Genomic DNA, 22442 nt, shown 5'->3' on the forward strand with positions numbered 1-22442 from the left:
CTTTTATTTGTAGCCCTCATCATCCAGATGAGGGCTACTTTTTTTCTAAGTACGATGAGATTTCGATCACTTCAGAAGGGCAAGAACGATGATTCCTCGACAGCTTGAGCCGGAAGTCATGGATACTCGAGAGGAAGCTGTCGACTATAATGCAATGCATCACGGCGAAGTCAACCGTTTATTTGTGGATGACTTACTGGAATTTGTCCTTAATGGTCAGAACGCTCTTGGAAATTCTGCCAGGTCGGTATCGATAACCGTGCTTGATCTCGGAACAGGAACTGCCTTGATTCCAATTGAACTGTGTAACCGCATTGATCGAATCAAAGTGGTTGCGGTCGATATGGCTCAAGAGATGTTGAAACTGGCACAGGAGAATATCAAACAGGTTAACTTGGAGCACAGAATTGTTCTGGAGATTGTTGATGCCAAAAAACTGTCTTTTTCAGATCAGACCTTTGACATCGTGATCTCCAACAGTCTGATTCACCATATCCCCGACCCCATCACAGTGTTTCGTGAGGTCATTCGCGTACTCAAACCAGGAGGTTTTCTGTTCATGCGCGATCTGGTTCGACCAGATTTTGTTGACCAGGTGGATCATCTGGTTGAAGCCTATGCGGGGCAGGAGAACCATCATCAACAGCAACTGTTGAGAGATTCTTTACATGCGGCACTGACATTCAAGGAAGTTCAGGGATTGTTGGAGGAACTTTCCTTACCCAAAAATGCGGCACGCATGTCATCCGATCGACACTGGACCGTTTCTTTAACTCTGCCCCGTTCAACATGAGCGACCACAAAGACAAACAGGGGGAGTTGACTTCTTGCCAATCTCTCCCCCTGTTGGAGTTTCAATTAATCTTTAATTGAAAGTTGGTCATATCCTGTCTAGCGAACGTCTTCGTCGTTCAGGATGATCGCTCGCCGGCATTTTTGGAAGGCGATTGAGGTGAGGGACGGTGCTCACCCGATTCTTTGAGTGCGTTTTCTCGCTGAATCGCATCGTACACTTCCTGACGGTGTACTGGAATTTCTGTTGGGGCTTGAATTCCTAACCGTACTTTATCACCTCGGATATCGACAATTGTAATGACAATATTGTCACCGATGATGATGCTCTCGTCGCGTTGTCTCGACAAAACAAGCATCGTAGTTACTCCTTCCGTAGATCTTCGTGTTTTGGGTCAATGAGGTGATATCTGAAGAGGCGACAAACCTCTTATTTCATCTAATGTAAAATTTGTCACCCGTTGTCTATTCGTAAGTATGTAAAACAAATCAGTCCGGAATCCAAAGTGCCCTGCTTGCTGGTGACTCTCTTTCAATACGATCACGAGACATCAAATGCTGGAACACTTTGATAACGGCAATGACCCACATCCCTGTTTTCAAAAACGAGTTTCTCGTGGGTACTAACTACATCGACGTTTTGCTAATCTTTATTATATTTAAAATGGGTTAAATAAGGGCGTTGCAGGGAGATGTGGTGCAATTTTCTGAATGAGTTGGATTTGTCGATTGTGCCGGATGTGGCTTCCTGACAGTGCTTTTTGGGTTGTTTATGTATAGTTGTGGTTGTTGTTATGTTGGTTCTGAGCGATGCCTTAATTGCGAATCACAAGAGAGATGTTTAATCTGTAAATAGTATTTGGTTCATAATGTCAGGCTCATGTTACATTGATGTGAAGAAGGCCTAATCTAAGAATTAGGGCATTAATCAACCTTGGTCCGACTTGTTATAGAGAAAAATACAACCAGAAAGTTTGGTTGTTTGAAGCGTACTGGAGTGAAGAATAAATGGTCACATTGCTGATCGCTGCGGGAGCCTTCGTAGGTTACATTATTGCCTACCACACTTATGGTAAGTGGCTTTCACAAAAAATATTTAATGTCGATGCCAAGGCTGAAGTGCCCAGTAAGCAACTTCAGGACGATGTTGATTTTGTTCCTACAAAAAAAGAAGTCATTTTTGGTCATCATTTCACCAGCATCGCAGGGACAGGACCCATCGTAGGTCCGGCGATTGCCGTCTTCTGGGGCTGGTTGCCCGCACTGTTGTGGGTTTTATTTGGATCCATATTCATTGGAGCGGTCCACGATTTTGGGGCGCTCGTCGTTTCGTTGCGGAATCGTGGTCAGACGGTGGGGGAAGTCGCAGGTCGATTAATTGCCCCGCGGACGCGCATCTTATTTCTGTTGATTCTGTTGTTAGCCCTTACGGTTGTTCTGGCGATCTTTGGTCTGGTGATCGCCATCATCTTTGCCCTTTATCCGGAAACAGTGCTGCCGGTCTGGATCACGATGCCGATTGCGATTGTAATCGGGCTTATGGTGTATAAACAAAATGCGTCTTTATTAGGTCCTTCTATTATTGCTTTGGCAATTGTGTATGCGTCGGTTTATATCGGGGCTTACTATTTACCGATTAATATTTCGACGTTGTTCGATATTCCCATTATGGGCGCGTTCCCAAATACCGTCATACTATGGACTTTCGTATTGCTGGCCTATTGTGCGATTGCTTCAGTGTTGCCCGTCTGGTTGTTACTGCAACCTCGTGATTTTATTAACAGTCATCAGTTAGTATTGGCATTGGGTTTATTGCTCATCGGTGCCATTTTTGCCGGCGCCACTGGTCAAGCCGATTTAGTGGGGAGCGCACCTGCGGTTGCCTCGAATATTCCCGCTGATGCACCACCGATCTGGCCGTTTTTATTTATTACGATCGCTTGTGGTGCCTGTAGCGGATTTCACTGTCTGGTCAGTAGTGGTACAAGCAGTAAGCAGGTCGAGTCTGAACTTGATGCACAATATGTCGGCTATGGTGCGATGCTACTCGAAGGGGGGTTGGCAGTCATCGTGATTTTGGCATGTTGTGCCGGTGTAGGAATGGGAGAATTCTCACGTGTCGGAAAAGGAGCCGCTTATAACTATCAACCCACCATGGTCGAAGGCACGGATACCCAACTGGCAGGAGTTGCTGCCTGGGAAACGCGTTACAACGCCAGTAAAGGATGGGCTGCTTTCAAATTGAAAGATAAAATCGGTGCGTTTATTCATGGCGGAGCGAACTTTCTAGGCTCCATTGGAATTCCTTTAAAATTAGGCATCAGCATCATTGCTGTGCTGGTTGCCAGTTTTGCGGCGACCACATTAGATACCGCAACGCGATTACAACGCTATGTGATTCAAGAGCTTGCCGCCACGGTTCACATTAAGCCTTTAACGAACAAATATGCCGCTACAGCTCTGGCAGTCATTCTCGGTGGGATGGTAGCCATGCTGCCGGCCAGTGCCTCGCAGGGGCCAGGTAGTGGTGGTTTGATTCTCTGGCCTCTGTTTGGAGCGACCAACCAGTTATTGGCAGGGTTGGCGTTTATGGTAATCGTGTTTTACCTCCGCCGCCGTAATAAACCGATCATCTTCGCGCTGGTTCCGATGATTGTGATGTTAATCATGCCAGCCTGGGCGATGCTCTGGAACATGTTCAATAGCGAATCAGGCTGGGCCGCCAATCCTGATAAACAACACCTGTTCCTGTTTGGTATTGCCGTCATTGCCTTACAGGTTTGGATGATGGTCGAAGGCTTACTCGTCTGGTCAAAATCAAAAGGATGCCTGGAAGAGCCACTCCCCGAACTTTCCACAGTCCGACCAGCAGTTGCTACAAGCACCGCTGCCGGGGGATCGAATTAGGTTCGGGCCGGTTCATTTACCGATCGTTTCTTTTTGTTTTCTTCAAATGAGTCCCCATCTCCATAAATCTCATAGGGCGAATTAGGTTTCTCTCTGGTTAACGCTTCTAGTGCGGAGTGAATTTTAATATGTGTTTCCTGCTTTAGATTCTTTTTTTGTTGAGCCCACCTCAAGTATTCTCTCAAATCGTGAGAAATTTCAGTTTCTCCCTCAAGTATCATCATGCGATTCATCGAGACGCCGGAGCATTTTTTACCTTTGCCCAGTGAGAGCTGGTAGATCGTCTCGATAAATTCATCAACCCTATCTTGTTCTTTCAAATCGTGGAGGATGGCTTCTCGTACTTCTGCTACAGGATCGTTCAGCAAACTCTGATTAACCACTTTGGTTGACTCCTCGTCACCGATGCTCAGTAATGCTTCGTTCATATGATAACGGTCGTCCCAGTCTGATAGCTGATTGATGCTTTGGATAATAAATGCTTTGTAACCTGCAAGGTGAGTTTTTTTGTCTGCACAATATAACTGAGTGTAGGCTTCAAAGCGAAGTCCGGCATCGATCTGTTTGTCTGCTAGTAGTTTTCCCAGAAACACCTTGTACTCTGTCTGGCCTGACTCGATTGGTGGTAGATAACGGAGCAATAAGGGATCCTCATATTGCTGATACAGACTGGCAACCATGGGGCCGCTTAAACCTCTCCCTTTAAGTGTCCAGAGTACCAGATTGTCTAGCCCCATTTTAGCATGATAAACCTTCAAAAAGTCCTCTGGATTTTCAATTTTGATTTTCCTATAAAGGAATTCTTTCAATATAAATTGAATGATGGCAAACAGTAGCGGATCTTCTGTTCGTTGATAGGTTTCGACATCTAAAAAGGAAACATAACGTTTATAGCTGAGTGGTTGCTTGGGTATGCCGTAACGTCTTTTTTCTGACAGGGTCAGGTAACTGTATGTCCGGATCGAGTATGGACTGAGCCAGCCATGAACGTCTTCCCGTCTTCCCATGCTGTAAACCTGCCCTGGATTTCCGTTGTCATAATACTTTTTCGTCAGTTTGTTGACAGGAAATGCGCCCAGTTCGTACAACGTCTCTTCATAAGATTGAGGTCTGGTGCTCTGCTTGTTTGTTGCAGATTCAGCATTCGCATGTTCTTTAGGTTGTGCATGCGTAGTACAACCCATGCATAAGAGAAGAACGAGCAAGTGGATGTAACAGAGCTTGAGCATTTTAGTTCTCTTATTAATTATTTGAGGCCTGGTGCGGAATCACTTTGCCATTGGTAGCCTGAGTATAACAAATAGCATTGAGACAAAGTATATTTATTTCTAGATCGTGTTTTCGATGATTGGTGAAATTCATTATCATGTGCAGAGAATATTTGATGGATTTTGTATAAATCTAAGTGCCTCAATGAGAAAATGGCCATGTCTGACCTCAAAAGTAAAAAACTGATTTACCTCAAAGGGTTTTTGTTTTTCGTCATACTCATCTTTTCCGTGGGATTGATTATTTATCAGACACGTTCCTGGCAGATTACCATACTGCTTTTATTGGCTGTGTGGGCTTCTGCCAGACTGTATTACTTCATGTTTTATGTGATCGAAAAATATGTCGACCGCGATTATCAGTTCGCCAGTATTTATTCATTTCTTCTGTATCTATTCTCGAACAAACAAAAATAATAAATTGGTAAGACATGTTGTGTTTTATATATCAAGATTAAATACAAATATGAGGTGCTTTTCTTTAGTAATCATGGCTTGTTTTTTGCTTCCGGGATGTAGTTCGCCTGAGTATGTAACTCCTGTAAAATCAAAGCCTCAAGAAGCCAAGGGTTCTACTAAAATGCTGGATTCAGAAGTTATAGAAGAAATGTCCTGGTACGTTCGTTCTGGGTTTTATGACAAGCAGGATTTGACTCGAATATTTTGTGAAGAGATGTATGCGCCCGGTGATCTTGATGAGGCTTTGGTTTCTACCGCCATTGATTCTGAGTTGGCAAAATGGGAAGAGGAGAAGAAGTCCTGGCCGACGGTTACTGACTGTGATCGTCTCGACTCTGCTTTTACAGCTTTGAATAAAAGAGGAATTATCTCGCTACAAAATGCTGGTAATACACAGACCGATGGATTTGAGATCTTTCAAGTTTACCTGGAGGAACATCCCCAGCCGGCAACTGTCATGGGATACTGTTTTTATCATAAGCAAGACCTGGAGCGCGTTGTGGCCGGCCATGATTTGTATCTGTCTTTCGGCCCCATTGATCCAAAAGAGGAAAAAACAAAGGGGATTAAAGTGGGGCAGGTCGTCTTCGAAGAACTAGAACGTGTAGGCTTTAAGGTTGAATGGGATGGTACCTTTAATGAGCGATTGAAAGTAGTAGGCTTGGTTTGGCAGAAACGATAGTTATATAGAAAAGAACCAGTTGCTACTAGAAAAATTCTGGTGAGTCCATAACCGGTATGATCGATTTGTGTAGGAGAATTGGTTATGTGATGAATTTGAAGGAAGGACACTTGGAACAGGCCATCGTGGCTAGAAACGAATATCAGGGCAGTTTTAGCTTCAAGGCAAATCAAAAATAAACGAAGCTTGAATTCGATGTGCGTCACCTGTAGCGCCATTCACGTTTTTGCGTATGCCATATAAGTATTCGACACCGACCTGGACGCGTTCTAAGGGAGACCAGATTAAATTAGCGGCCAGATACGTGGTTTCGTCTACGTCGTTCGGATTTTGAAAGGGAGTTGTACCTAGGCTGTTTTCAGCATAGGTGAAGTTTGAACTCAGATCCTCGTTCCAGTCATGTGTCATACCGACCATCCAACCGAAGAGAGACAGCAATCCACTACGGTCTGTTGCAGTGGGAGCAGCGTCCGGCAGATCACGGTAACTCCCGATTCCTTTACCAAACACAATTTGTGAATATGCTTTGATTGAATCCGAAAGCAGGTAAACTCCCGTAAAATTGAATCCCCAGGCAGATCTGGTAATCACAGCTTGCCCTGTTGGTTGGAAACCCACGATGCGATAAAGCCCAGCTGCCTGAAACTGGCCTCGTTCCCGCATCAGGCGCAAATGCCCAACGAAGTCAGGTGATGGGTTGCGTGGTTCTCCTGTGATTCCTGTAGGAGTATCAATAATGAATCGCGTATCTTCGACTGCCAGTGCCAAACTTAAGTCATCATGAAAAATCGTTCGTGTCCATCTGGCTTGCGCTTGTCGCCGATTGACGTTGGACACTGAGCCTTCAAAATCAAGTGTTGCAGGAGCGGCTGCCACATCTGTAAATGTGGTCCATGTTTGTCCCACCAGTAGAGAACCAACTTCGCCGTAGGCATGTCGAAGTCGAAATTGATCATCTGCGCTGAAAAAGTCACCTTCCACATAAATACGAATGACTTGCTCATCAGAGATCCAGCGGGTGTCAAAACTTAAACGAGATTGTCTGGCGTGAAATCGTGTATTTGTTCGTGGCGGTGCGCCGACCGGTATGTCGGTGGTAATGAAAGAGTCGGTCGAGTCGATAGGATTGAAATCGTGAATAAAGTCCGCTTTCACGAAGCCACCAAACTTCATGGCGACATTGGGACCAAATACAATCAAACCCCCTTCGAATGCAGGAGGGGCATACAGATTGAGGCCAAGATTTTCATAAGCAAGTGACCGGGAAGTATAAGGTCCCACAAACCGTTGCTCGTCGATTTGATCAAGATTGACGTAACCAGTTTCTCCAAATTCCGGAGCAGGCTGTGTAGCAGAGTTCCTGTTTTCCGTTGCTGGAGCAGGTGGTATAAATTCAGTTTGTATTACCTGCTGACTACCGTCGATTGTACTGTGCGCAATCGCTAACTCCGGGTCGGAAAACAGGTTGTCCTGTGCCCACCCGTCAACGGGAACCAGAATGACAATCAGGATTATGATCAATCCTGTAAAGGATCGCATTGGATTGTTTTGTAAGAAGAGAATTCAGAAAAGAGAGGATTGAGAGGAAGAGAATTTTAGCAAAATGTATAGAACGAGAAAACCTCAGTCCCGAGTGATACATAGACTACAGGAAATTGTATCAGGCTGTCATTCTTGCCTTAAACTGATGAGGCTCAGGACGAGGAACCTATATTCCTGGTTGGAGTTATGTTAAATTTCGCAGCTTTTCTGGCTAGAATTTTGAGCCAAGATTACTTATTATAGCCGGTCCTTCATTGGAGTTTCTAAGAGGACTGCGAATTGAGTTCTTAAGCCATTTTTTATAGCTCATTCAGCATAACTCATTGAAATTTGATGAGATAGTAAAGAATACTCAAGCCCAAGTGGCGGAATTGGCAGACGCGCTAGATTCAGGTTCTAGTGTCCTTAACGGACGTGGAGGTTCGAATCCTCTCTTGGGTATTTTGATATCAAACGACTTACGAGCAGTCAGTAAGTTCGAATGCAAAAAAGTGATTCTAGTCACATTCATGTGACCAAGAAAAAGAGAAGTAGGGTTTTGATTGATGTTCTAAGTAAGCCCCTTGATTTTTCATCAACGAAAATTGTCACTTACTTTTCTCAATCACATTAACGCAAAAATTCATCCGAATTGTCTGCTTGGTTGTGGGTAGCGGTAACGCCCCTAATTAAAGATAGCGATGCTTTTTTTAATGGCCAGCCATGAAGACAAAAAGGCGGTTCGTCTCACCCTTTTTTGGGAGTGAGACGGCCGTCTTTTTTTCAAGGTAATAGTGCCTGCTATTACAACGCTCGCTTTACTTCATCGGCTACCTGAAGTGTTTCGCATCAATTTATTTCGAATACGAAATGAATCGTTTTTTAAATTCTTGGTTGACAAATCTGTTTCCCCCGTTAGTATCTCCGGTGCCATTAAAAATTAAGCATCGCCACGCAGTCTCTTGTGAGTCTGTTTTCCACATTTAGGAATCGATATATTTTCGTTTCTGCCGTGGGTGGCGATCGAAACAAATTCGACCGTCGCCCTACTCCATTGATGCTGAGGAGTTATGGCCGGCAAATAAACGGGGATTTTTTTATGCGCTGCCTCGTCCCGACGCGCGTATATTTGCGGACGCCCTTGGTGAATTTCCTTATTTTCACCAAGGGCGCCTTTGCGCGCATATATTCCCACACCGCCTCTATCAATTGTTGCGATCGGTCACCAGCGATGATGAGCTACGGAGAGTTATGAGTTCATCGCTGTTTGTTTTTCGAAGGAGAAAAGCATGCAGCAAATCCGCAAAGATGAATTGTACTGGCCCGTTTACCGTGACATGTATCTTCAGCGCTTGCAAGTGCATAACAAAGATAAAACGTACGTTGACAATGTTCGCCGGACCCTCGATCGATTTGGTACTTATAGCAATTTAACGATGCGCCTTCTGGTCGATGTGACTAATCACGACCTGGAATTATATTTGAAACGACGACAGGATGATAGCTGGCGCGGCAAGCCCTTGAGTAACGTCACATTGAATAATGAACTGGGTCATATTTGCACTTGTCTGGCCAAAGCCGGCCCACGTGAAAACCGAGGACCAAATCGTGGCAACTATGGGTTTCTAGAATGTCCGCCTTATATCGATCTATTAGAAGTTGATGAAACTGACCCGGAAGTCATTACAGAGGATCAAATCAAACGTTTCAGCAACGCGACGAGATACGCCCGGTCTCCAAGGGTGACGGGCTGCACGCCAGCGGAATTCTGGCAAGCGGTTCTTTTGCTGGGGTTAGTTACAGGGCTGCGCCGGCGTGGATTACTTTTGATTGAACGTCCCTCTGACGAAATGTTGATCGAAAAACGTGAATTGTTTCTACCCGCAAAATATCACAAGACGCGGAACTCGCTACGGATCCCACTCGGATCGGCGGAAGTAGTCAGCATTTTAGCAAAACTGCCATCCAAAGAGGGGGAGCCGTTGCTTCCCTGGAAGGATGAAAAAACCGGACGCAGTCTCTCGTTGGCTTATTTTTCAAACACGATGACCCGAATTCAACGTGAAGCGGGAATATCTGAAGGAGATCGGATCAAGACAAAGAATCTCCGATCTACAGCAGCGACGATCATTGCTGAACAACACGGCGATGATGTGGCGAAAAAGCGATTGGGGCATTCTCCGAACTCAAAAACGCTGTTGACAAATTACAAAGCAAAACGAGTTTCTGACGCAGATCGACAAGCTAGCGAAATGCTTGGCGAGCTTGTATTACCCCATATGACTGATCATGGATTAAAAATTTTTGGAGCATGAAATGAGATATCACGACGCGAAAGCCGTTCTGCTTTTTGCCACATGTATTAATCAGGTTAGCTCATCAATTTTCTGCATGTGGCCGCGTCGTGTTTCAACCAACGTAGGCACGTTGTCCCTAACTAACGCCCGCCGACCGTGTACTCGATCGGCGGGTGTGTTGCGTTTGTATGTTTCTTTTTCAAAGGAGAAATCATGAAAACATTCAACGTTTTGCTCTGCCAAAGAACAGATCTCGAAAACGAAAAAGCGTTTACAGAACTTGAAGATCTGAAAACACTCGAAATCAAAGCCGTGAACTATGAAGCCGCTGTCATGATTGTTCATCAAGAACACAGTCCTGAAGGCTGGGCGATCTTGACTTGTGAAGAACAGCATATTGTCGAGGGCGCTCAAAAATTTGTGGTTACTGAATGAGGTCATGTGATGGCTGATTTACTCGCAATCGAATTTTATCGAAAAAAACGAGCGAAAGCTCTGAAAGCCGTTCAGGAATTCAACACGTATCATCCCCCTGGTACGGAAGTCTTTTATTGGTCCGAGGGACGTGATCTCAAAGCGGATCCGGACGGACTGAGTAAGACGACATGGAAAGCGATCGCGTTTCTGGAAGTGGCGGCGGTCTTCGTTGAAGGTGAACAATGGCCGGTCCCGCTTTCACGAATCGAAGTGGTTTCAAAATGATTTTTATCAACCGTTTGAAAGGAGTCTGAAATGTTAGTTTTGAGTCGAAAGGTAAATCAAAAAATATTAATTGGAGAGAACATCGAAATTCTGGTTACGGAATTAAAACCAGGTAAGGTCAAGATCGGAATTGTCGCGCCTTCTGAAGTCCCCATTGTTCGAGAGGAACTGAAAGAATCGACCGAAGAGGCACCACAACCACAAGTCGCCTAAAGGCGCGAACAAGGAATGTTCGGATGAGTCGCAAACAGCTGGATCTCGATTTTAATCGAGGCCGGAAACTTTGGATTTTACATCAGGTATCGCCCCTCATGCCGTTTTCCCGTATGGCACGAGTCCTCCGGGCAATCGATGATGTCGCCCGTAATGAATCCAAAGTCTCGCTCACACATCGTGAAATCAGCGCTTATGACGGCATGAGTGTCCCCACCGTTCGCCGGGGAATCGAAGATCTCTGTCGTTACGGATTGTTAATCAAAGACTCGACTATCAATGCACGTGGCCAGCAAGCGAACTCCTATCGCATTGTATGGCCGAATCTTGATGCGATTGCCAACGGTGAACCGCTCGATGATCCGGCTCCTGTTCCGGAAAAATCGACGCAAGTCCTTAAAGCAGGGGGTGATCACCATGAGCACCCCCCTGATCACAGTGACTACCCCCCTGCTCACCATGATCAGGCCCCCCCTGATCACAGTGATCAGGCCCTCCTATATCCGCCGTTAAAACCGATTAATACTCCTCCCCCCTCCCACCAGGCGCTCGTTACCAGTGCGCCCGCCTGGTCGGTGGTGGAGGAAGTTTTAATTTCAGAAGGTGTGGGCCGGGCGTCACCTGCCGTTGAGTCAGCCAGGTCTCGTGGTTGTGTTCCCGCAGAGATTTTGCAGTTGATCGAATTTGCTCGATCGAAACCGGGAGCCTATGGGCCCGGAGCGATTTACACGCGAATTCGAAACGCCCTGCCTGGCGAAGATCCCGCCGCGGGCTGGCCTCCGGAGGATGAAAAATACCACAAGAACCAGAGGCAAGCGCAGGCAGATCGAGAATGTCGGCGATCGGCACAAGAAACAGCAGATCGCCGGGCAAAACGAAAAGTGAATCAACGCGCCCGGCAAGAGCTGGAGCGTGAATACGGGCCCCAGCTGGATCGACTGAAACGAGATGAGCTCCTCGACTTTGTGCGAGTTCATTGTGAACCGGTTATCGTCCGGGCACTGGCCCAAAATCCGGACATACATCGCTCAGCTGGTTTCTATCGCGTCACTTTGCTGGAGGCGCTTCGAGACCAGGCAACCGGATTGCCTGGTGAAGTTTAATCCGCGATCGCTGACGGAATGGCGATCGCGGATTCCTTTTTCAACCGATACGAATTAGATTTTTTAATGAAGGAAAGTTCATGACCACGTTAAACATCAAAAAGGAATATCCGGGCGAAATCAAAACCATTACATCTTCCGAAGGTGAAGTCTTTATTCGTGCCAAAGATCTCATTGCATTATCCCGGCATATGGAAATCGAAAGCCAAAAGATGAATGAGGGATTTCAAAACGTCGAGTACAAACGACAAGCCTACGTTTACCAACAGGTTCATTGCAAATACGCATTAACGCTGGAAAAGATCGAAGGCGTTCAACAACGTAAGTGGTCACAAAATCAAAAGAAACACGACCTAAATAGCAGCTCCGGTTCGGTACATAATCCAACACCATTCAAAGAAATGATCATTCCGTTTCTGGTACTTCTCTTGCTCTCGATCGCACTTGGAACTCTTGCTGATCTCATGCTTTCTTAGGACGCGAATCGCATGTCACAAGTTCAACTCGACTTTTTTAATACCCCCGACGAGCCTGCTTTGAATTCTGTTTATGTGGATCCGATGTTAGGCTGTGCTAGAAATCCAAACTGGAGATACAACGAGGCCTGCCATATGTTTGTTTCTCCGGAAACGTCTCTCGACATGCTACATGACTTCGCGACTCGCATCGGATTGATGAGAGACTGGTTTCAAAATCAATCAACGATTCCTCATTATGACTTGACAAATTCAAAACGTCGCCTGGCTATCAAAAAAGGCGCAGTTAGTGTCGATCATCGATTTACGAATGCGAAGCTCAAAGCCTGGTGTTTACCTGGGATTTCGTTTTCGATCACGACTGATCAAACCAGGATGAAACGCAAAGACGTAACCCGTCGCCTCGGTTGGCACGATTTACAGCCAGGCACGTTGCTGAAGGCCTGCGTGAAATGCATGGGACTGAAACGCGGTGAAAAGCGAGAAGTTATTTGTGTGATCCGTGTTGTTTCTGACCGCAAGGAACCGTTGAGCAGACTGGTTTTTGATCGTGAATACGGAAATCAGGAAGCGACGCGTGAAGGCTTTCCGGAAATGTCCGGTGAAGAGTTTGTCTCCATGTTTTGTAAAACGATGCGTGTCGTTCCCTCGACCAAAGTCACACGCATTGAATTTTCTTATGTTTGATTATGGTGTTGATGAGGAGAGTGGCACGTGTTTTGTAATTTATTTTCAAAGAAAAAAGTCAAAGCTCCTGTTGAGTTCGGGATTCTTGAAGATTCAACCGTTTCCAATTTTGAACGAATCGAGTTAACCGAGGGGCCGGTTGTTTTGATCTGGCCGAAAGATCTTAGTTCAGAAAGTCTCGGGCAGATGTTTAGTTGGCTCGCATTTATGGAGAGTCATCAGGAATTAAAACGTTATCACAAGTTGAATAAAGACAAACCTGGAGAAGCCAGGCTTGCAACCTACAAAAGAACTGTCAGTTGACCAGTAAAAGACTGTTTACCAGACAACATTTTAAACTCAGTTTAGAAAGGTTAAAGAGATGCAATTACTCCCACCAAAGGAAGGCACCTGCCCTGTATGTGCTGTCGATCATGAACCTGAAATGCCGCACAATCAGCAATCGCTCTACTATCAATATCGGTTCAAATTGGTGAGAGGTCGATGGCCAACATGGGCAGACGCAATTGCACATTGCGATGACGAAATGCGTGTTTACTGGAAAGAACAACTCGTGAAACTTGGGCATTGGAGTGAGCCAGAGGATGGAGATCCGATAGCTGATCCTCCTGAAGAGTCGTTTCGACAAGTCGTTGAGAACAATTCGGAATAATGTCTGGTAAAAGGTTGTTTCCCACCCATCATTTTTAATCACATTAAGAAAGTCAGAGTTATGGTTCTATTGGATAATGCTCATGCTGAGCAGACCCGAGATCTCGAGGCGCGGTCGTTACGTAAGCTGCTATGAACGTGACGCAGTTGAAGAGTCCGCTCCAGCACCTAATTGAGTTTTTTCTGGATGTCGTTTATTCATGATGAAGCGTGCCGTAAATTGAATCAGGGCATGAATTAAGCCGATCGCCAAAATCTCAATAACACCTTTGTGTACCTCCCCGCGTGAAATGGCCACCGTTCCTGGATTAAGAAGATGCAGCACTATCATTGGGAGCCAGAAGATAAATGCGATCAACCCGTTCCAAATGGGAGACCGTTCGAAGCCAAGGAGCGCTAGAAACATGAGGAGAAATATAACCGCCACCAGTCCAATCCACGGCACGCCAGCAATGCCCTTCGGCATGAGCACGGTGATCATTGTGTATATTGGTGCCGTCGTTCCAAGTACCCATAGCAGATGACTTTTGTGAAATGCATTCATTCTTTGAGCCAAACTTTTTAATAATGCAAAAATTCTACAAATAGTAACAGATACAATTCATATGCTCTTAGCTTGTAACAATCGTACTGAATTGAAATAACGCGTCAACAGACTGTTTCACACATTAGAGTCCGGGTAACCGTTGTTTCCAAGACATTATTTTTAGGGACTTTTACAAATGCGAAAGTTTGAAATAGTAGAAAGTCGAAAGAGCGATCGCCCGGAGCCAGAGTTTGAAGTTCCTCTGATCGGTGGTCCTTTAGATGGCGGTTCTGTAGTGATTGAGGGAAATAGGTTTCGAGACATCTTTATTGTTTACAAGAAGTTATTTCGGACTCATGTTTACCAACTCATGAGCGGAGTTTATCGGTATCGACACGCGCTGGTTTTAGAAAGGAAGTCGTATGAATGGAAATCCAAGCTATCAAGAGTTCATGGAGCACTTTAACAAGGTGAAAGAATTCCTAAGTTGTAAAGGTGAATGGGACCTGTTGTCACTTGGACAAAAACAGTTTTTAGTAAGCCAATTCCGTGAATTGAGAAAATCATTTTGTGAAACAAGTGATAGTATGTCATTGCTCGGTTTACCGTGGGTGTCTGGAGAGTCCGTGGATAATTTCGGTGATGGGGAAAAGTTCTTGGTTGCTATTCGTAGCTGCACTGGTGAGGGCAACGATTATTGTGAATGGTGGGACTACTCACTAATTCGTTCCCGTTGGGATTCTGATGAATCTGTTTGGTTTGAAGAGTTAAATGGTGAAAATGCAGACTTCGAATGGGAATCTGTAAGCTGGTTTATTCCTTGGGGAGATCTAGAAAACACCTTACCTGTATTGTCCGGTAAAGGGTAATTACCCGGTCAGATAACCAAAGTAACTTAAGCATATCAAGGGAGAGTGATGAATATAGTTACTTCTTATTCCTTAAAATATAAAGTGGAAGGAAACAGCCAAGTCCGCCACCCGCTAGCATACCTATTGGAATGGTAAGAAAAAGATAAAGCCAACCAACTTGCTCGAGACCATTACCAATGAATACACAAAAATAATAAGTACCAAATAATCCAATAGCTCCACCAAGTAAGATTCCAGTAATTGTAAAAAATACGGCTATGATTGGTTTCGTTACTGTCAAGAGTTCGTCTTCTGTTTCGTTTTCTTCAGACACGATAATACCTCAGGTTTCAGTCTATTCGAATAGGAATGACTCGTTTTCTCATACATTCTAAAGGCGTAGAGAGTAATCGAATCTCACGCATTTATCGAAAATAATCTTGAAAATCATCAGATAGAAGACTTAATTACAAAATCGTATTTAGCGGTCTCGAACAAGATATAAAGCATCTTACCCAGTTGAGATCAAATAAAGCTAAGTGACCGGTTAACCGTAATTTACCAGACACTTTCCAGCCCCTTCACTCAATACTGGCTCTCCAAATGTTCAATTCTTGATTTAGTTTGTTGGCACAATTTATCTCTGGGCAAACTTCATGAGCAGTCTATAGTTCTAATGCAAAAAAAATGCTTTAGGAAGTGGAGATCAATCATCGAAGATCTGGAAATTTTCAAGTTTGGGGTAATTGTATTTGCTATTGTGTTCATAGCAGCTTTCTGCATAGCCATCTCGACAGATAACCAAAGCAATTAGCCAAGAACCTCTGAGCAATTTCATTCATTTTAAAGGTAAAGGGTATTGTGAAACGAAGAAAATTAGGAAAACTCTTATTTGTTTTTGCGGCATTCATCTCATTCGTCTTTTCAGTGGCATTGTGGTTTACTGGGCAGAGAGAAGAAGGGCTATTCGTTGGGATTTGGGTACCCTCTATTCTTGCTTTTGGATGCCTCATGCTTCAAGGTAAAGGCGAAGCTAAATGACTACGATTGGAATCTTCTTACTAGGAATTATCGTAACGGGTTTAACATTTACTGCTGTCATATTAGTGGGAATACAGGAAGCTGCTGACGATTCGAATGTTCGAGTCGATGACATAAATGAAATTATAAAATAAAGATTTGTATTTTAAGATTCATTTCAAAACTAGTAACTAAACTATCGTATTCGCAATATTGAAATTTAGCTTGCAACCAATATAAACTTAAAGTGTCCGGTAAATCATGGATTTACCGGGCACTTTTCATTTTATGGGATCACTGTGATTTGTCCGGGTAACGCTTATTACCCGGACATTAATTTCGGTAGTCAGAGACCCCATGTTGACTGGCTGTTTCAGCTTGATACCATTTTTACAGATCTTATAGTGACTTGCATTTTAAAAGATCCATCAGTGCTTATGTCACCACATTAGAAGAATAAATATTTTTTGCACGTTTTGATACCTCGCGGGCATCATATTCAGTCTCGTGCAGGTGAATAACAAGTTGTGCAGCAAACGTAAGAATATACGAAGGAATAAATGTTAATGTCGATTCCACGGAAAGGTCGCCGATCACTCACTGTTGATACTGTAGAATACCACTACAAGATTGCTCTTGAGCGTTCCGAACGCGCTGTTGTACAGCTTGCGGATGGTTCTGGGCCTTGTCTGTTTGTGTTCCCCTTCGCCATCATGAAACCATCCCACGTGGCAGACGCTGTTCGCTTTGCAATTTCATGTGGTTGGACTCCAACACATGATGCCAATGACTGCTGGCTCGCATTTGATGTTGATGGCGAAGATCATTCGCTCTTCGAGTATATTCCAAACAACGATTTCCGCGTCGTAACCTTTCCGACGAACGGACGCATCCCAAAAAGTATGGACGCCTCACAATTCGAAGATACTCGCCCGTGGTATCACAGACCAAGGCCAACCACGTATACTAAATAGCTGTTACTGACCGGGAAATGATGTTTTCCCAGTCATTGAGCTTTTCTATGCGCCAGGTAATAATAAAAGTGACCGGGTAACACGTATTACCTGGTCACATTCAGCAATTGGTTGTTTAAATTAGAAAATAGTATGACAGGAAATAATTCTGCGACTCTGATTGTTGGTACTCCCGCAGCAAAATTGTGTTTTGAGTGGGGAGAATATGATCGTGACGATTGTTTCAATCGATATCTCGTTCAATATCTGGAATCAGACGAAATCATAGAGCAATTTCAATTTGGGTCATGTTCGACTCATATCATTCGAAAGATCGAATCATTTCTCAAAGGAGAGACAGATACGGTTGAATCTGGTTTTCGCATTCCACAAATCATCTATTGTGATTTGAATCGTGTTGGAGAATCATTCAACTTTCATGCATATTCGACCGAACTTTCACTCGATAAGAAAGTCGAAGTAAAATTCGAGATCATTGAATTCAAAAAGTCATTTCGCAAGTTCTACGATCAGAAATGAATTATGATTTGTATTAGTGTCCGGGTAATTATTGTTTACCAGACATACTAATTAACTATTATCTAGAAATACTCTAATGTGACCAATTTTTCAAAATTGGGTGATTGTCCTACTTGCGACAAAATTCCTTATACCTGCATCAATTGGGATTATGCCTGCGTGGGGAAAAACCCTGATACAGCCCTAATTGCTTCTAAATTACAACACAATCGTGCTCTCAAATTTGGCCATCTCTACCAATGCTCGGAGTGCAAACTACATTGGTTCCTTGATGATGATGGACTGAATATGCATGGTGTCACACTTGATAAAATAGATTTACTGTTCGAATGGTCCGACAGTAAATACATACCAACAGTTAACCAATTCAAGATACTAAATGAAATTGGAGCTACAGGTGCAGATCAATATGGTAACGGTAGGGGGACACTTTATATTCCTTGTCGCATTGATACTGTATCTGGTAATTCAATTGACAAAGCACTGGTCTTAATCACAAAAAAACCACCAATTGACGATTGGAGACAAACAATCATTTTGGGCAACGCCGTTAGCGATATAGAGCCATCGGATTATGCTTTACCATTAACTGTCCGTCTTGCTAATTTGAATGCTGATGAAATAAGAATGGGATTTGCACCAACAGCTGTACAATCTAAAGATGATAGATATTTTATTTTAAATTGGACTCCCTATTTCTTTTTCTATGGTCCATTGCTGGGCAAAGACATTTCACTTTGTAATGCAGAATTTTGTTACTCATCCGATATTCCGATATATCAAGGAATAGAATCAGATCAGATTGCTTTCGTTTATTATGATTGGTTCAATGGTTGTGAATCGTTAGACCGAAGCAGTCAATAATACAAAAATCGCTCTGAGTTTATATATGTCGATCGTCTTAAAAAATGATTATCAAATCGTCAATGAAAAGATCATTAAGTGTTTCTACGAGTCAAATAAGAATGAAAGTGTCTTGTAAATGCTAATTTACCAGACACTTTTAACGTTAACTCAAAAGGCCATATACGTATTATCCGCATATTTTTTCTCTAAGCTTGTTTCTTCTCACGCAAGAGTTCGATCTCGGCAATTAATCTATTGGCTATCGCTCGCATCAAATCCTCGCGAGAATCAAAACCTTGTTTGATGCGTTGGACTACGTGCTGTTCATGATCCTTTGCGAGTCTGAGTTGCAATTCACGGATGACAATACGTTGGCGTAAGTTCGTTGCCGACGCAAGTTGGGCATCAAGTAATTCTCGTTCCGCGGCAAACACTAAGTTTAGAGAGGAATTTCCCTGATTGTATTTTTCCTTGACGATGTCAACGAGTTTTTGGAGTATCTGCTCACGTTCTTTCATCAGTTGTTGAATCGATGTGCCTTTATTTTCAGGTTTCTGCTGCGTGGCGTCCAAGGAGGTTGTAATGAGAACCGCTACGATCAGTATCAATAAGACGTTTTTGATAAGCATTTGCATCACTTTCTCTTGTTTGTGGATCGGTTGTTATAAACTTGCACGGCCTTGCGCTGATTTGAACTTGATCGAGAACAAATATGCGCAAGATCAACGGTTTTTGTTCTCATCTAATACCAGGCCTAATTTTTCTGTTCGAGGTTTAACCTCCTTGAGATTATGTATTTACGATATTCATCTGAGAATATGAAAAACAGAAAACGTTTGATTTTCGAAAAGCTTACAGCGACTCTAATTTTTACCCGAACTTGGGACTAATATGTTTAATAAGCTTATCTCGAAAATCAAAATTTACTTAACTCATTTATTCAGTCGTTTTTAATACGATTGAGACGAGCAAATGAAAAATATCAATGACCGGGTAACGGTTGTTACCCAGACATTAATCTAATGAGTACCTTTTAAAAAAGTCAAGAATCGGCACAGTCAAGAATTCAAAGCAGGTTTCCGACGAGTTTCGGAGAAGGAGACTCGTTAACTTTCGACTTCGGTTTTAATCCCGATACGAGCTGGAGTTGATGCCAATTACAGTCGGTTTTGGTGACAGGTATTATACTGTCATTACGGATAAGCGTGCTTGGTCGTAGAACCTGCTACTCGCTGCTTCACATGGCAATGTGGGAGTATGGATCTTAGGTCTGCGATACCGCGTTCTGTGACCCGTGTGTATTTTACATAGAGAACCCGAAGCGTCGAGAATCGTGATAGTCGACAAATACCAATGTCACTCAAGTCAGTTAATGTCAGCACAAGACGCTGAATTCGCGGCATTTCCGGCAACTGAGCTATACAATCATCAGTGATTGCGGTCCGTGACAGATCCAAAAATGATGCATGTAGTGTTCGCGTGCGGGTGAAATGAATGCCTGTGATTTGACTGTCATAGAGTGAAAGCCAGTCGAGTGATTGGTGATTTTCTAAATTTGGCAGGTGCGCTGCATCTCCAGGATATGCATTAAGGGAAAGCCGTGTCACGGACGTCGTGCGTTCTAAAGCAGCAACAGCGGCACTCGTAGGAGGACAGTGGGGGACAGCCAGATGATCAAATTCACCAAACGGTGTCAATGAATGATTCCGGGGGAACAAATCTGGGGGCGTCAGTGCCCTTAGATCGTTTAGCGCCGATTCTGAGATCGAAGATTTTGCAAGCTTATTCCAAGCCTCTGCCACACGTCGTTGGTGTGGGTTTGGCTCGTTGGGAGATTGATTTGTGCTCGTAGCCACAGCTGAACCTGCAGATGCATGTGATCTAACTATTGATAGACAGAATTTGATTCTATCTAAATCTATCAGAATTTCTGACTCTTATCAATTTACGCTATGTGCTCTAGTGCTATCTGTTAGAATTATTCATCTGGAGAATCAAAACTCAATTAAGAAGTGGACGTCTTCTCCCCGCTTCGCATAAAAAGTGTCCGGCAAATGCCTATTTATCGGTCAATATTACAGAGTTTTTTTAGAACGGTCATTTGATCAAGCATTTTTGAAAGCGTTTGAGTATTTCGAACGAAGTCAAGAGTAACTCCTAACTGAGTTATCCTAATGGAGCATGGAGCGAAGCGAGCCAGCCCGGCAGTTCTGGCTCATTCGTTTGTTATCCGACGTTGTCGCCATCGGATGTTGTTTCTGTGGCGTATTTTGCCAATAATTGGTTAGCGAGTTTCCAGATGTCTTCTACTTCGTCGGCGTCAAAGTCGTCGGCTTTGAATTCATCGTATTTCTGCGCAAGCTCAGGATCTCTTGGTCGCTTGTCGAGCGTACATTGTTCGCAGAAGCTGTGGACATCGTCATCGACGCATTTTTGTTGTGAGCAGTATGCGAGGCAGTTCAAAATGTCGGATTTTGAAAGATAATCGTACATGTCAAGATATTCATTCAACGAGAGTGTGTACCAAAGAGTTTGTGCTACGTTTGCGCATGTTAGTCGCGTCCCATCAATTCGTGGGGAACCTGAATTCGTTGTCTTTGTGCTAACGATGATGCGCATGATGGTGTAACAAATGTTAGTCGGATAACGGTGGCAACGCTAGAAAGTGGTGACGATTGATAGACAGAATTTGATCCTGACTAAATCTATCAGGAATTCTATCTATTATCAATTGGCGCACAGTTAGCTGGCGATCACTTTTATAGTGATGGCCGGGAAATATGTATTACCCGGTCACTTTTCGTTAAGGGGTGTTTTGTAAAACGATGGTCCGGAAACCATTCGCGAATACTTTTGAGTAGATAGGAAAGGAGAGAACGCTGAGTTCAGCTGCGTGCGAGCGACACAGTAACAGCTTGAATCATCGAGCCACTCTCCATCTTCAGTATCGGTCGAATGATAATATGGGAAGCACGTCGGCTGCAACGACCTGGTTATGCGTCATTACCGCGATTGGTCAACCTTTTTGAGAATAGGTGTGCCCTATTCTCAAAACCGAGGCCTTCATAGAACTGATGCGCATCCGTGCGGTGTAATGCCGAATCCAATTCGATACGCTCACACCCCATGTCCCTAGCTGAATTCTCAACTTGTTTGAGGAGTTGGGTGCCGATCCCTTGCCCTCGAAATTGAGTGTCAACAATTATCTCGTCAACGTGCGCGATCGATCCCTGGCACCACAGGCTATGTTTCGTGCTCATCGAGCAATAGCCGACAATTCGTTCGTCGACTGTCGCGCAGAAGTGGCGATGCGATCCAGATCTTGCTGACTTGCAGAATGTCGCCTTCGCCTTATTACGATCAATCGCCAAATCTGGCCAAAGTTGAGGTAAGAGCTTGACAACGATATCAGCATCCGCTTCGACGCATTGACGTATTGCCGCGGTTGTAGGCATCAACTATACCTTGATTGCATAACTTGTTATTAACCTGCAAGGACTTGTTCTGATATGACACTGATATAGAACAAATACGCGCAAAATTACCAGTATTTGTTCTGATATGATGCCAACATACTGAGTATGATACTAGGCATAATTAGAATTACAAGTCGTAACTCTTTTAACATTGTTTGTTTACAAAACACATACTGTTATTGAAAAAAGAAAACAGAACTAGATGAAATTAGAATCTATTTCAGCAGAAAGTGGCTAAGAATTAGATTTCGATTGTTCAACCACACGTTTCCTAAAGCGCGATTAGTTCGAAAGTTTTGTGTCCGAAGACGATGAGTCACGACGTACAATAGTCTCAGATACTTGGAGCGCGATATAACGTGTTTTTCTAGAATAATTTTAATATCCAAACACTTTTTGAATCGAACAGGAGTAGACAGTTTTGTTTCTCAGATGCTCAAAACGGAATTTTTAACATTGATTCCGATTCAAC

General features: G+C 43.8%; 27 protein-coding genes and 1 tRNA gene. 19 read left to right on the plus strand and 9 right to left on the minus strand.

From position 1 onward, the window contains the following. Positions 1-88: 88 nt before the first annotated feature. Entirely contained in the window at positions 89-793 is a 705-nt protein-coding gene (locus V144x_RS01055; RefSeq protein ID WP_197998709.1) for a class I SAM-dependent methyltransferase, read from the plus strand. A 118-nt stretch (positions 794-911) separates the two neighbouring features. Here the strand turns inward: V144x_RS01055 and csrA are convergent, their stop codons facing one another. Beyond that, positions 912-1151 (minus strand): carbon storage regulator CsrA, encoded by a 240-nt coding sequence (csrA, locus tag V144x_RS01060; RefSeq protein WP_144980093.1) that lies wholly within the window; start codon positions 1149-1151, stop codon positions 912-914. A gap of 649 nt (positions 1152-1800) precedes the next feature. On the opposite strand from csrA, the gene V144x_RS01065 reads away from it, so the two are divergent. Continuing rightward, positions 1801-3699 carry a carbon starvation CstA family protein gene (locus V144x_RS01065; RefSeq protein ID WP_144980096.1) on the plus strand — a complete coding sequence of 633 codons (1899 nt, stop codon included), beginning with the start codon at positions 1801-1803 and terminating at the stop codon, positions 3697-3699. On the opposite strand, the gene V144x_RS01070 is transcribed toward V144x_RS01065, so the two are convergent. Then, positions 3696-4928, minus strand: a complete 1233-nt coding sequence (locus V144x_RS01070; RefSeq protein ID WP_144980099.1) for a hypothetical protein — start codon at positions 4926-4928, stop codon at positions 3696-3698. The genes V144x_RS01065 and V144x_RS01070 overlap by 4 nt on opposite strands. Before the next feature lie 198 nt (positions 4929-5126). Here V144x_RS01070 and V144x_RS01075 point away from each other — a divergent pair, with 198 nt between their 5' ends. Together V144x_RS01075 and V144x_RS01080 are read left to right on the plus strand one after the other, a co-directional pair. Further along, positions 5127-5384, plus strand: a complete 258-nt coding sequence (locus V144x_RS01075; protein WP_144980102.1) for a hypothetical protein — start codon at positions 5127-5129, stop codon at positions 5382-5384. Between the two features lie 163 nt (positions 5385-5547). Beyond that, positions 5548-6108, plus strand: a complete 561-nt coding sequence (locus V144x_RS01080) for a DUF6891 domain-containing protein (RefSeq protein WP_144980106.1) — start codon at positions 5548-5550, stop codon at positions 6106-6108. A gap of 159 nt (positions 6109-6267) precedes the next feature. On the opposite strand, the gene V144x_RS01085 is transcribed toward V144x_RS01080, so the two are convergent. Further along, the gene (locus V144x_RS01085; RefSeq protein WP_144980109.1) at positions 6268-7647 is read right to left on the minus strand and encodes a DcaP family trimeric outer membrane transporter; all 1380 of its coding nucleotides are present in this window, start codon (positions 7645-7647) and stop codon (positions 6268-6270) included. Positions 7648-8006: 359 nt separating this feature from the next. Here V144x_RS01085 and V144x_RS01090 point away from each other — a divergent pair. The 10 genes from V144x_RS01090 (at position 8007) to V144x_RS01135 (ending at position 13759) form a co-directional block, all read left to right on the plus strand. Further along, positions 8007-8091, plus strand: a tRNA-Leu gene (locus tag V144x_RS01090). Positions 8092-8918: 827 nt separating this feature from the next. Further along, the gene (locus V144x_RS01095; RefSeq protein ID WP_144980112.1) at positions 8919-9944 is read left to right on the plus strand and encodes a site-specific integrase; all 1026 of its coding nucleotides are present in this window, start codon (positions 8919-8921) and stop codon (positions 9942-9944) included. 195 nt (positions 9945-10139) lie between these two features. Continuing rightward, a complete protein-coding gene (locus V144x_RS01100) occupies positions 10140-10361 on the plus strand; it encodes a hypothetical protein (protein ID WP_144980116.1) in 222 nt (73 codons plus the stop codon). Positions 10362-10370: 9 nt separating this feature from the next. Then, the gene (locus V144x_RS01105; RefSeq protein ID WP_144980119.1) at positions 10371-10628 is read left to right on the plus strand and encodes a hypothetical protein; all 258 of its coding nucleotides are present in this window, start codon (positions 10371-10373) and stop codon (positions 10626-10628) included. Positions 10629-10658: 30 nt separating this feature from the next. After that, positions 10659-10841, plus strand: coding sequence for a carbon storage regulator (locus V144x_RS01110; protein ID WP_144980124.1), 183 nt, complete (start codon positions 10659-10661; stop codon positions 10839-10841). A 23-nt stretch (positions 10842-10864) separates the two neighbouring features. Next, positions 10865-11944, plus strand: a complete 1080-nt coding sequence (locus tag V144x_RS01115) for a hypothetical protein (RefSeq protein WP_144980127.1) — start codon at positions 10865-10867, stop codon at positions 11942-11944. 80 nt (positions 11945-12024) lie between these two features. After that, on the plus strand, positions 12025-12420 hold the full coding sequence (locus V144x_RS01120) for a hypothetical protein (protein WP_144980130.1): 396 nt from the start codon (positions 12025-12027) through the stop codon (positions 12418-12420). A 12-nt stretch (positions 12421-12432) separates the two neighbouring features. After that, positions 12433-13107 carry a DUF4031 domain-containing protein gene (locus V144x_RS01125; protein WP_144980133.1) on the plus strand — a complete coding sequence of 225 codons (675 nt, stop codon included), beginning with the start codon at positions 12433-12435 and terminating at the stop codon, positions 13105-13107. A 27-nt stretch (positions 13108-13134) separates the two neighbouring features. Continuing rightward, the gene (locus tag V144x_RS01130; RefSeq protein ID WP_144980137.1) at positions 13135-13410 is read left to right on the plus strand and encodes a hypothetical protein; all 276 of its coding nucleotides are present in this window, start codon (positions 13135-13137) and stop codon (positions 13408-13410) included. A gap of 58 nt (positions 13411-13468) precedes the next feature. Continuing rightward, positions 13469-13759, plus strand: coding sequence for a hypothetical protein (locus tag V144x_RS01135; protein WP_144980140.1), 291 nt, complete (start codon positions 13469-13471; stop codon positions 13757-13759). A gap of 129 nt (positions 13760-13888) precedes the next feature. On the opposite strand, the gene V144x_RS01140 is transcribed toward V144x_RS01135, so the two are convergent. Further along, on the minus strand, positions 13889-14302 hold the full coding sequence (locus V144x_RS01140) for a hypothetical protein (protein ID WP_144980143.1): 414 nt from the start codon (positions 14300-14302) through the stop codon (positions 13889-13891). A gap of 178 nt (positions 14303-14480) precedes the next feature. Between V144x_RS01140 and V144x_RS01145 the strand changes: the two genes are divergently transcribed. Then, positions 14481-14750, plus strand: a complete 270-nt coding sequence (locus tag V144x_RS01145; RefSeq protein ID WP_144980146.1) for a hypothetical protein — start codon at positions 14481-14483, stop codon at positions 14748-14750. Further along, positions 14707-15153, plus strand: coding sequence for a hypothetical protein (locus V144x_RS01150; protein ID WP_144980148.1), 447 nt, complete (start codon positions 14707-14709; stop codon positions 15151-15153). Before V144x_RS01145 ends, V144x_RS01150 begins: the two co-directional genes overlap by 44 nt. A gap of 58 nt (positions 15154-15211) precedes the next feature. Here V144x_RS01150 and V144x_RS01155 read toward each other — a convergent pair whose 3' ends face one another. Next, positions 15212-15469 (minus strand): hypothetical protein, encoded by a 258-nt coding sequence (locus V144x_RS01155; RefSeq protein ID WP_144980153.1) that lies wholly within the window; start codon positions 15467-15469, stop codon positions 15212-15214. Positions 15470-16721: 1252 nt separating this feature from the next. Here V144x_RS01155 and V144x_RS01165 point away from each other — a divergent pair. The 3 genes from V144x_RS01165 (at position 16722) to V144x_RS01175 (ending at position 18512) form a co-directional block, all read left to right on the plus strand. After that, positions 16722-17129 carry a hypothetical protein gene (locus V144x_RS01165; RefSeq protein WP_144980158.1) on the plus strand — a complete coding sequence of 136 codons (408 nt, stop codon included), beginning with the start codon at positions 16722-16724 and terminating at the stop codon, positions 17127-17129. Positions 17130-17261: 132 nt separating this feature from the next. After that, positions 17262-17648, plus strand: coding sequence for a hypothetical protein (locus V144x_RS01170; RefSeq protein ID WP_144980161.1), 387 nt, complete (start codon positions 17262-17264; stop codon positions 17646-17648). Between the two features lie 78 nt (positions 17649-17726). Continuing rightward, positions 17727-18512, plus strand: a complete 786-nt coding sequence (locus tag V144x_RS01175; RefSeq protein ID WP_144980164.1) for a hypothetical protein — start codon at positions 17727-17729, stop codon at positions 18510-18512. A gap of 188 nt (positions 18513-18700) precedes the next feature. On the opposite strand, the gene V144x_RS01180 is transcribed toward V144x_RS01175, so the two are convergent. The 4 genes from V144x_RS01180 to V144x_RS01195 form a co-directional block, all read right to left on the minus strand. Then, positions 18701-19129: a hypothetical protein gene (locus V144x_RS01180; RefSeq protein ID WP_144980167.1), complete on the minus strand. Its 429-nt coding sequence runs from the start codon at positions 19127-19129 to the stop codon at positions 18701-18703. Positions 19130-19687: 558 nt separating this feature from the next. After that, the gene (locus V144x_RS01185; protein WP_144980170.1) at positions 19688-20350 is read right to left on the minus strand and encodes a leucine-rich repeat domain-containing protein; all 663 of its coding nucleotides are present in this window, start codon (positions 20348-20350) and stop codon (positions 19688-19690) included. Between the two features lie 370 nt (positions 20351-20720). Then, positions 20721-21113 (minus strand): DUF433 domain-containing protein, encoded by a 393-nt coding sequence (locus V144x_RS01190; protein ID WP_144980173.1) that lies wholly within the window; start codon positions 21111-21113, stop codon positions 20721-20723. A gap of 374 nt (positions 21114-21487) precedes the next feature. After that, on the minus strand, positions 21488-21949 hold the full coding sequence (locus tag V144x_RS01195; RefSeq protein ID WP_144980176.1) for a GNAT family N-acetyltransferase: 462 nt from the start codon (positions 21947-21949) through the stop codon (positions 21488-21490). Positions 21950-22442 lie beyond the last annotated feature (493 nt).

The organism is Gimesia aquarii, from assembly GCF_007748195.1.
Lineage (GTDB): Bacteria > Planctomycetota > Planctomycetia > Planctomycetales > Planctomycetaceae > Gimesia > Gimesia aquarii.

Bases quoted from the DNA above. Each gene is read 5' to 3' on its own strand.
- V144x_RS01095 (WP_144980112.1), top strand. From the start codon at position 8,919: ATGCAGCAAATCCGCAAAGATGAATTGTACTGGCCCGTTTACCGTGAC.
- V144x_RS01190 (WP_144980173.1), bottom strand. From the start codon at position 21,113: ATGCGCATCATCGTTAGCACAAAGACAACGAATTCAGGTTCCCCACGA.
- V144x_RS01180 (WP_144980167.1), bottom strand. From the start codon at position 19,129: ATGCAAATGCTTATCAAAAACGTCTTATTGATACTGATCGTAGCGGTT.
- V144x_RS01065 (WP_144980096.1), top strand. From the start codon at position 1,801: ATGGTCACATTGCTGATCGCTGCGGGAGCCTTCGTAGGTTACATTATT.
- V144x_RS01125 (WP_144980133.1), top strand. From the start codon at position 12,433: ATGTCACAAGTTCAACTCGACTTTTTTAATACCCCCGACGAGCCTGCT.
- V144x_RS01120 (WP_144980130.1), top strand. From the start codon at position 12,025: ATGACCACGTTAAACATCAAAAAGGAATATCCGGGCGAAATCAAAACC.
- V144x_RS01135 (WP_144980140.1), top strand. From the start codon at position 13,469: ATGCAATTACTCCCACCAAAGGAAGGCACCTGCCCTGTATGTGCTGTC.
- V144x_RS01080 (WP_144980106.1), top strand. From the start codon at position 5,548: ATGCTGGATTCAGAAGTTATAGAAGAAATGTCCTGGTACGTTCGTTCT.
- V144x_RS01165 (WP_144980158.1), top strand. From the start codon at position 16,722: ATGTCGATTCCACGGAAAGGTCGCCGATCACTCACTGTTGATACTGTA.
- V144x_RS01055 (WP_197998709.1), top strand. From the start codon at position 89: ATGATTCCTCGACAGCTTGAGCCGGAAGTCATGGATACTCGAGAGGAA.
- V144x_RS01140 (WP_144980143.1), bottom strand. From the start codon at position 14,302: ATGAATGCATTTCACAAAAGTCATCTGCTATGGGTACTTGGAACGACG.
- V144x_RS01150 (WP_144980148.1), top strand. From the start codon at position 14,707: ATGAATGGAAATCCAAGCTATCAAGAGTTCATGGAGCACTTTAACAAG.
- V144x_RS01105 (WP_144980119.1), top strand. From the start codon at position 10,371: ATGGCTGATTTACTCGCAATCGAATTTTATCGAAAAAAACGAGCGAAA.
- V144x_RS01170 (WP_144980161.1), top strand. From the start codon at position 17,262: ATGACAGGAAATAATTCTGCGACTCTGATTGTTGGTACTCCCGCAGCA.
- V144x_RS01195 (WP_144980176.1), bottom strand. From the start codon at position 21,949: ATGCCTACAACCGCGGCAATACGTCAATGCGTCGAAGCGGATGCTGAT.
- V144x_RS01145 (WP_144980146.1), top strand. From the start codon at position 14,481: ATGCGAAAGTTTGAAATAGTAGAAAGTCGAAAGAGCGATCGCCCGGAG.
- csrA (WP_144980093.1), bottom strand. From the start codon at position 1,151: ATGCTTGTTTTGTCGAGACAACGCGACGAGAGCATCATCATCGGTGAC.
- V144x_RS01085 (WP_144980109.1), bottom strand. From the start codon at position 7,647: ATGCGATCCTTTACAGGATTGATCATAATCCTGATTGTCATTCTGGTT.
- V144x_RS01115 (WP_144980127.1), top strand. From the start codon at position 10,865: ATGAGTCGCAAACAGCTGGATCTCGATTTTAATCGAGGCCGGAAACTT.
- V144x_RS01075 (WP_144980102.1), top strand. From the start codon at position 5,127: ATGTCTGACCTCAAAAGTAAAAAACTGATTTACCTCAAAGGGTTTTTG.
- V144x_RS01100 (WP_144980116.1), top strand. From the start codon at position 10,140: ATGAAAACATTCAACGTTTTGCTCTGCCAAAGAACAGATCTCGAAAAC.
- V144x_RS01110 (WP_144980124.1), top strand. From the start codon at position 10,659: ATGTTAGTTTTGAGTCGAAAGGTAAATCAAAAAATATTAATTGGAGAG.
- V144x_RS01070 (WP_144980099.1), bottom strand. From the start codon at position 4,928: ATGCTCAAGCTCTGTTACATCCACTTGCTCGTTCTTCTCTTATGCATG.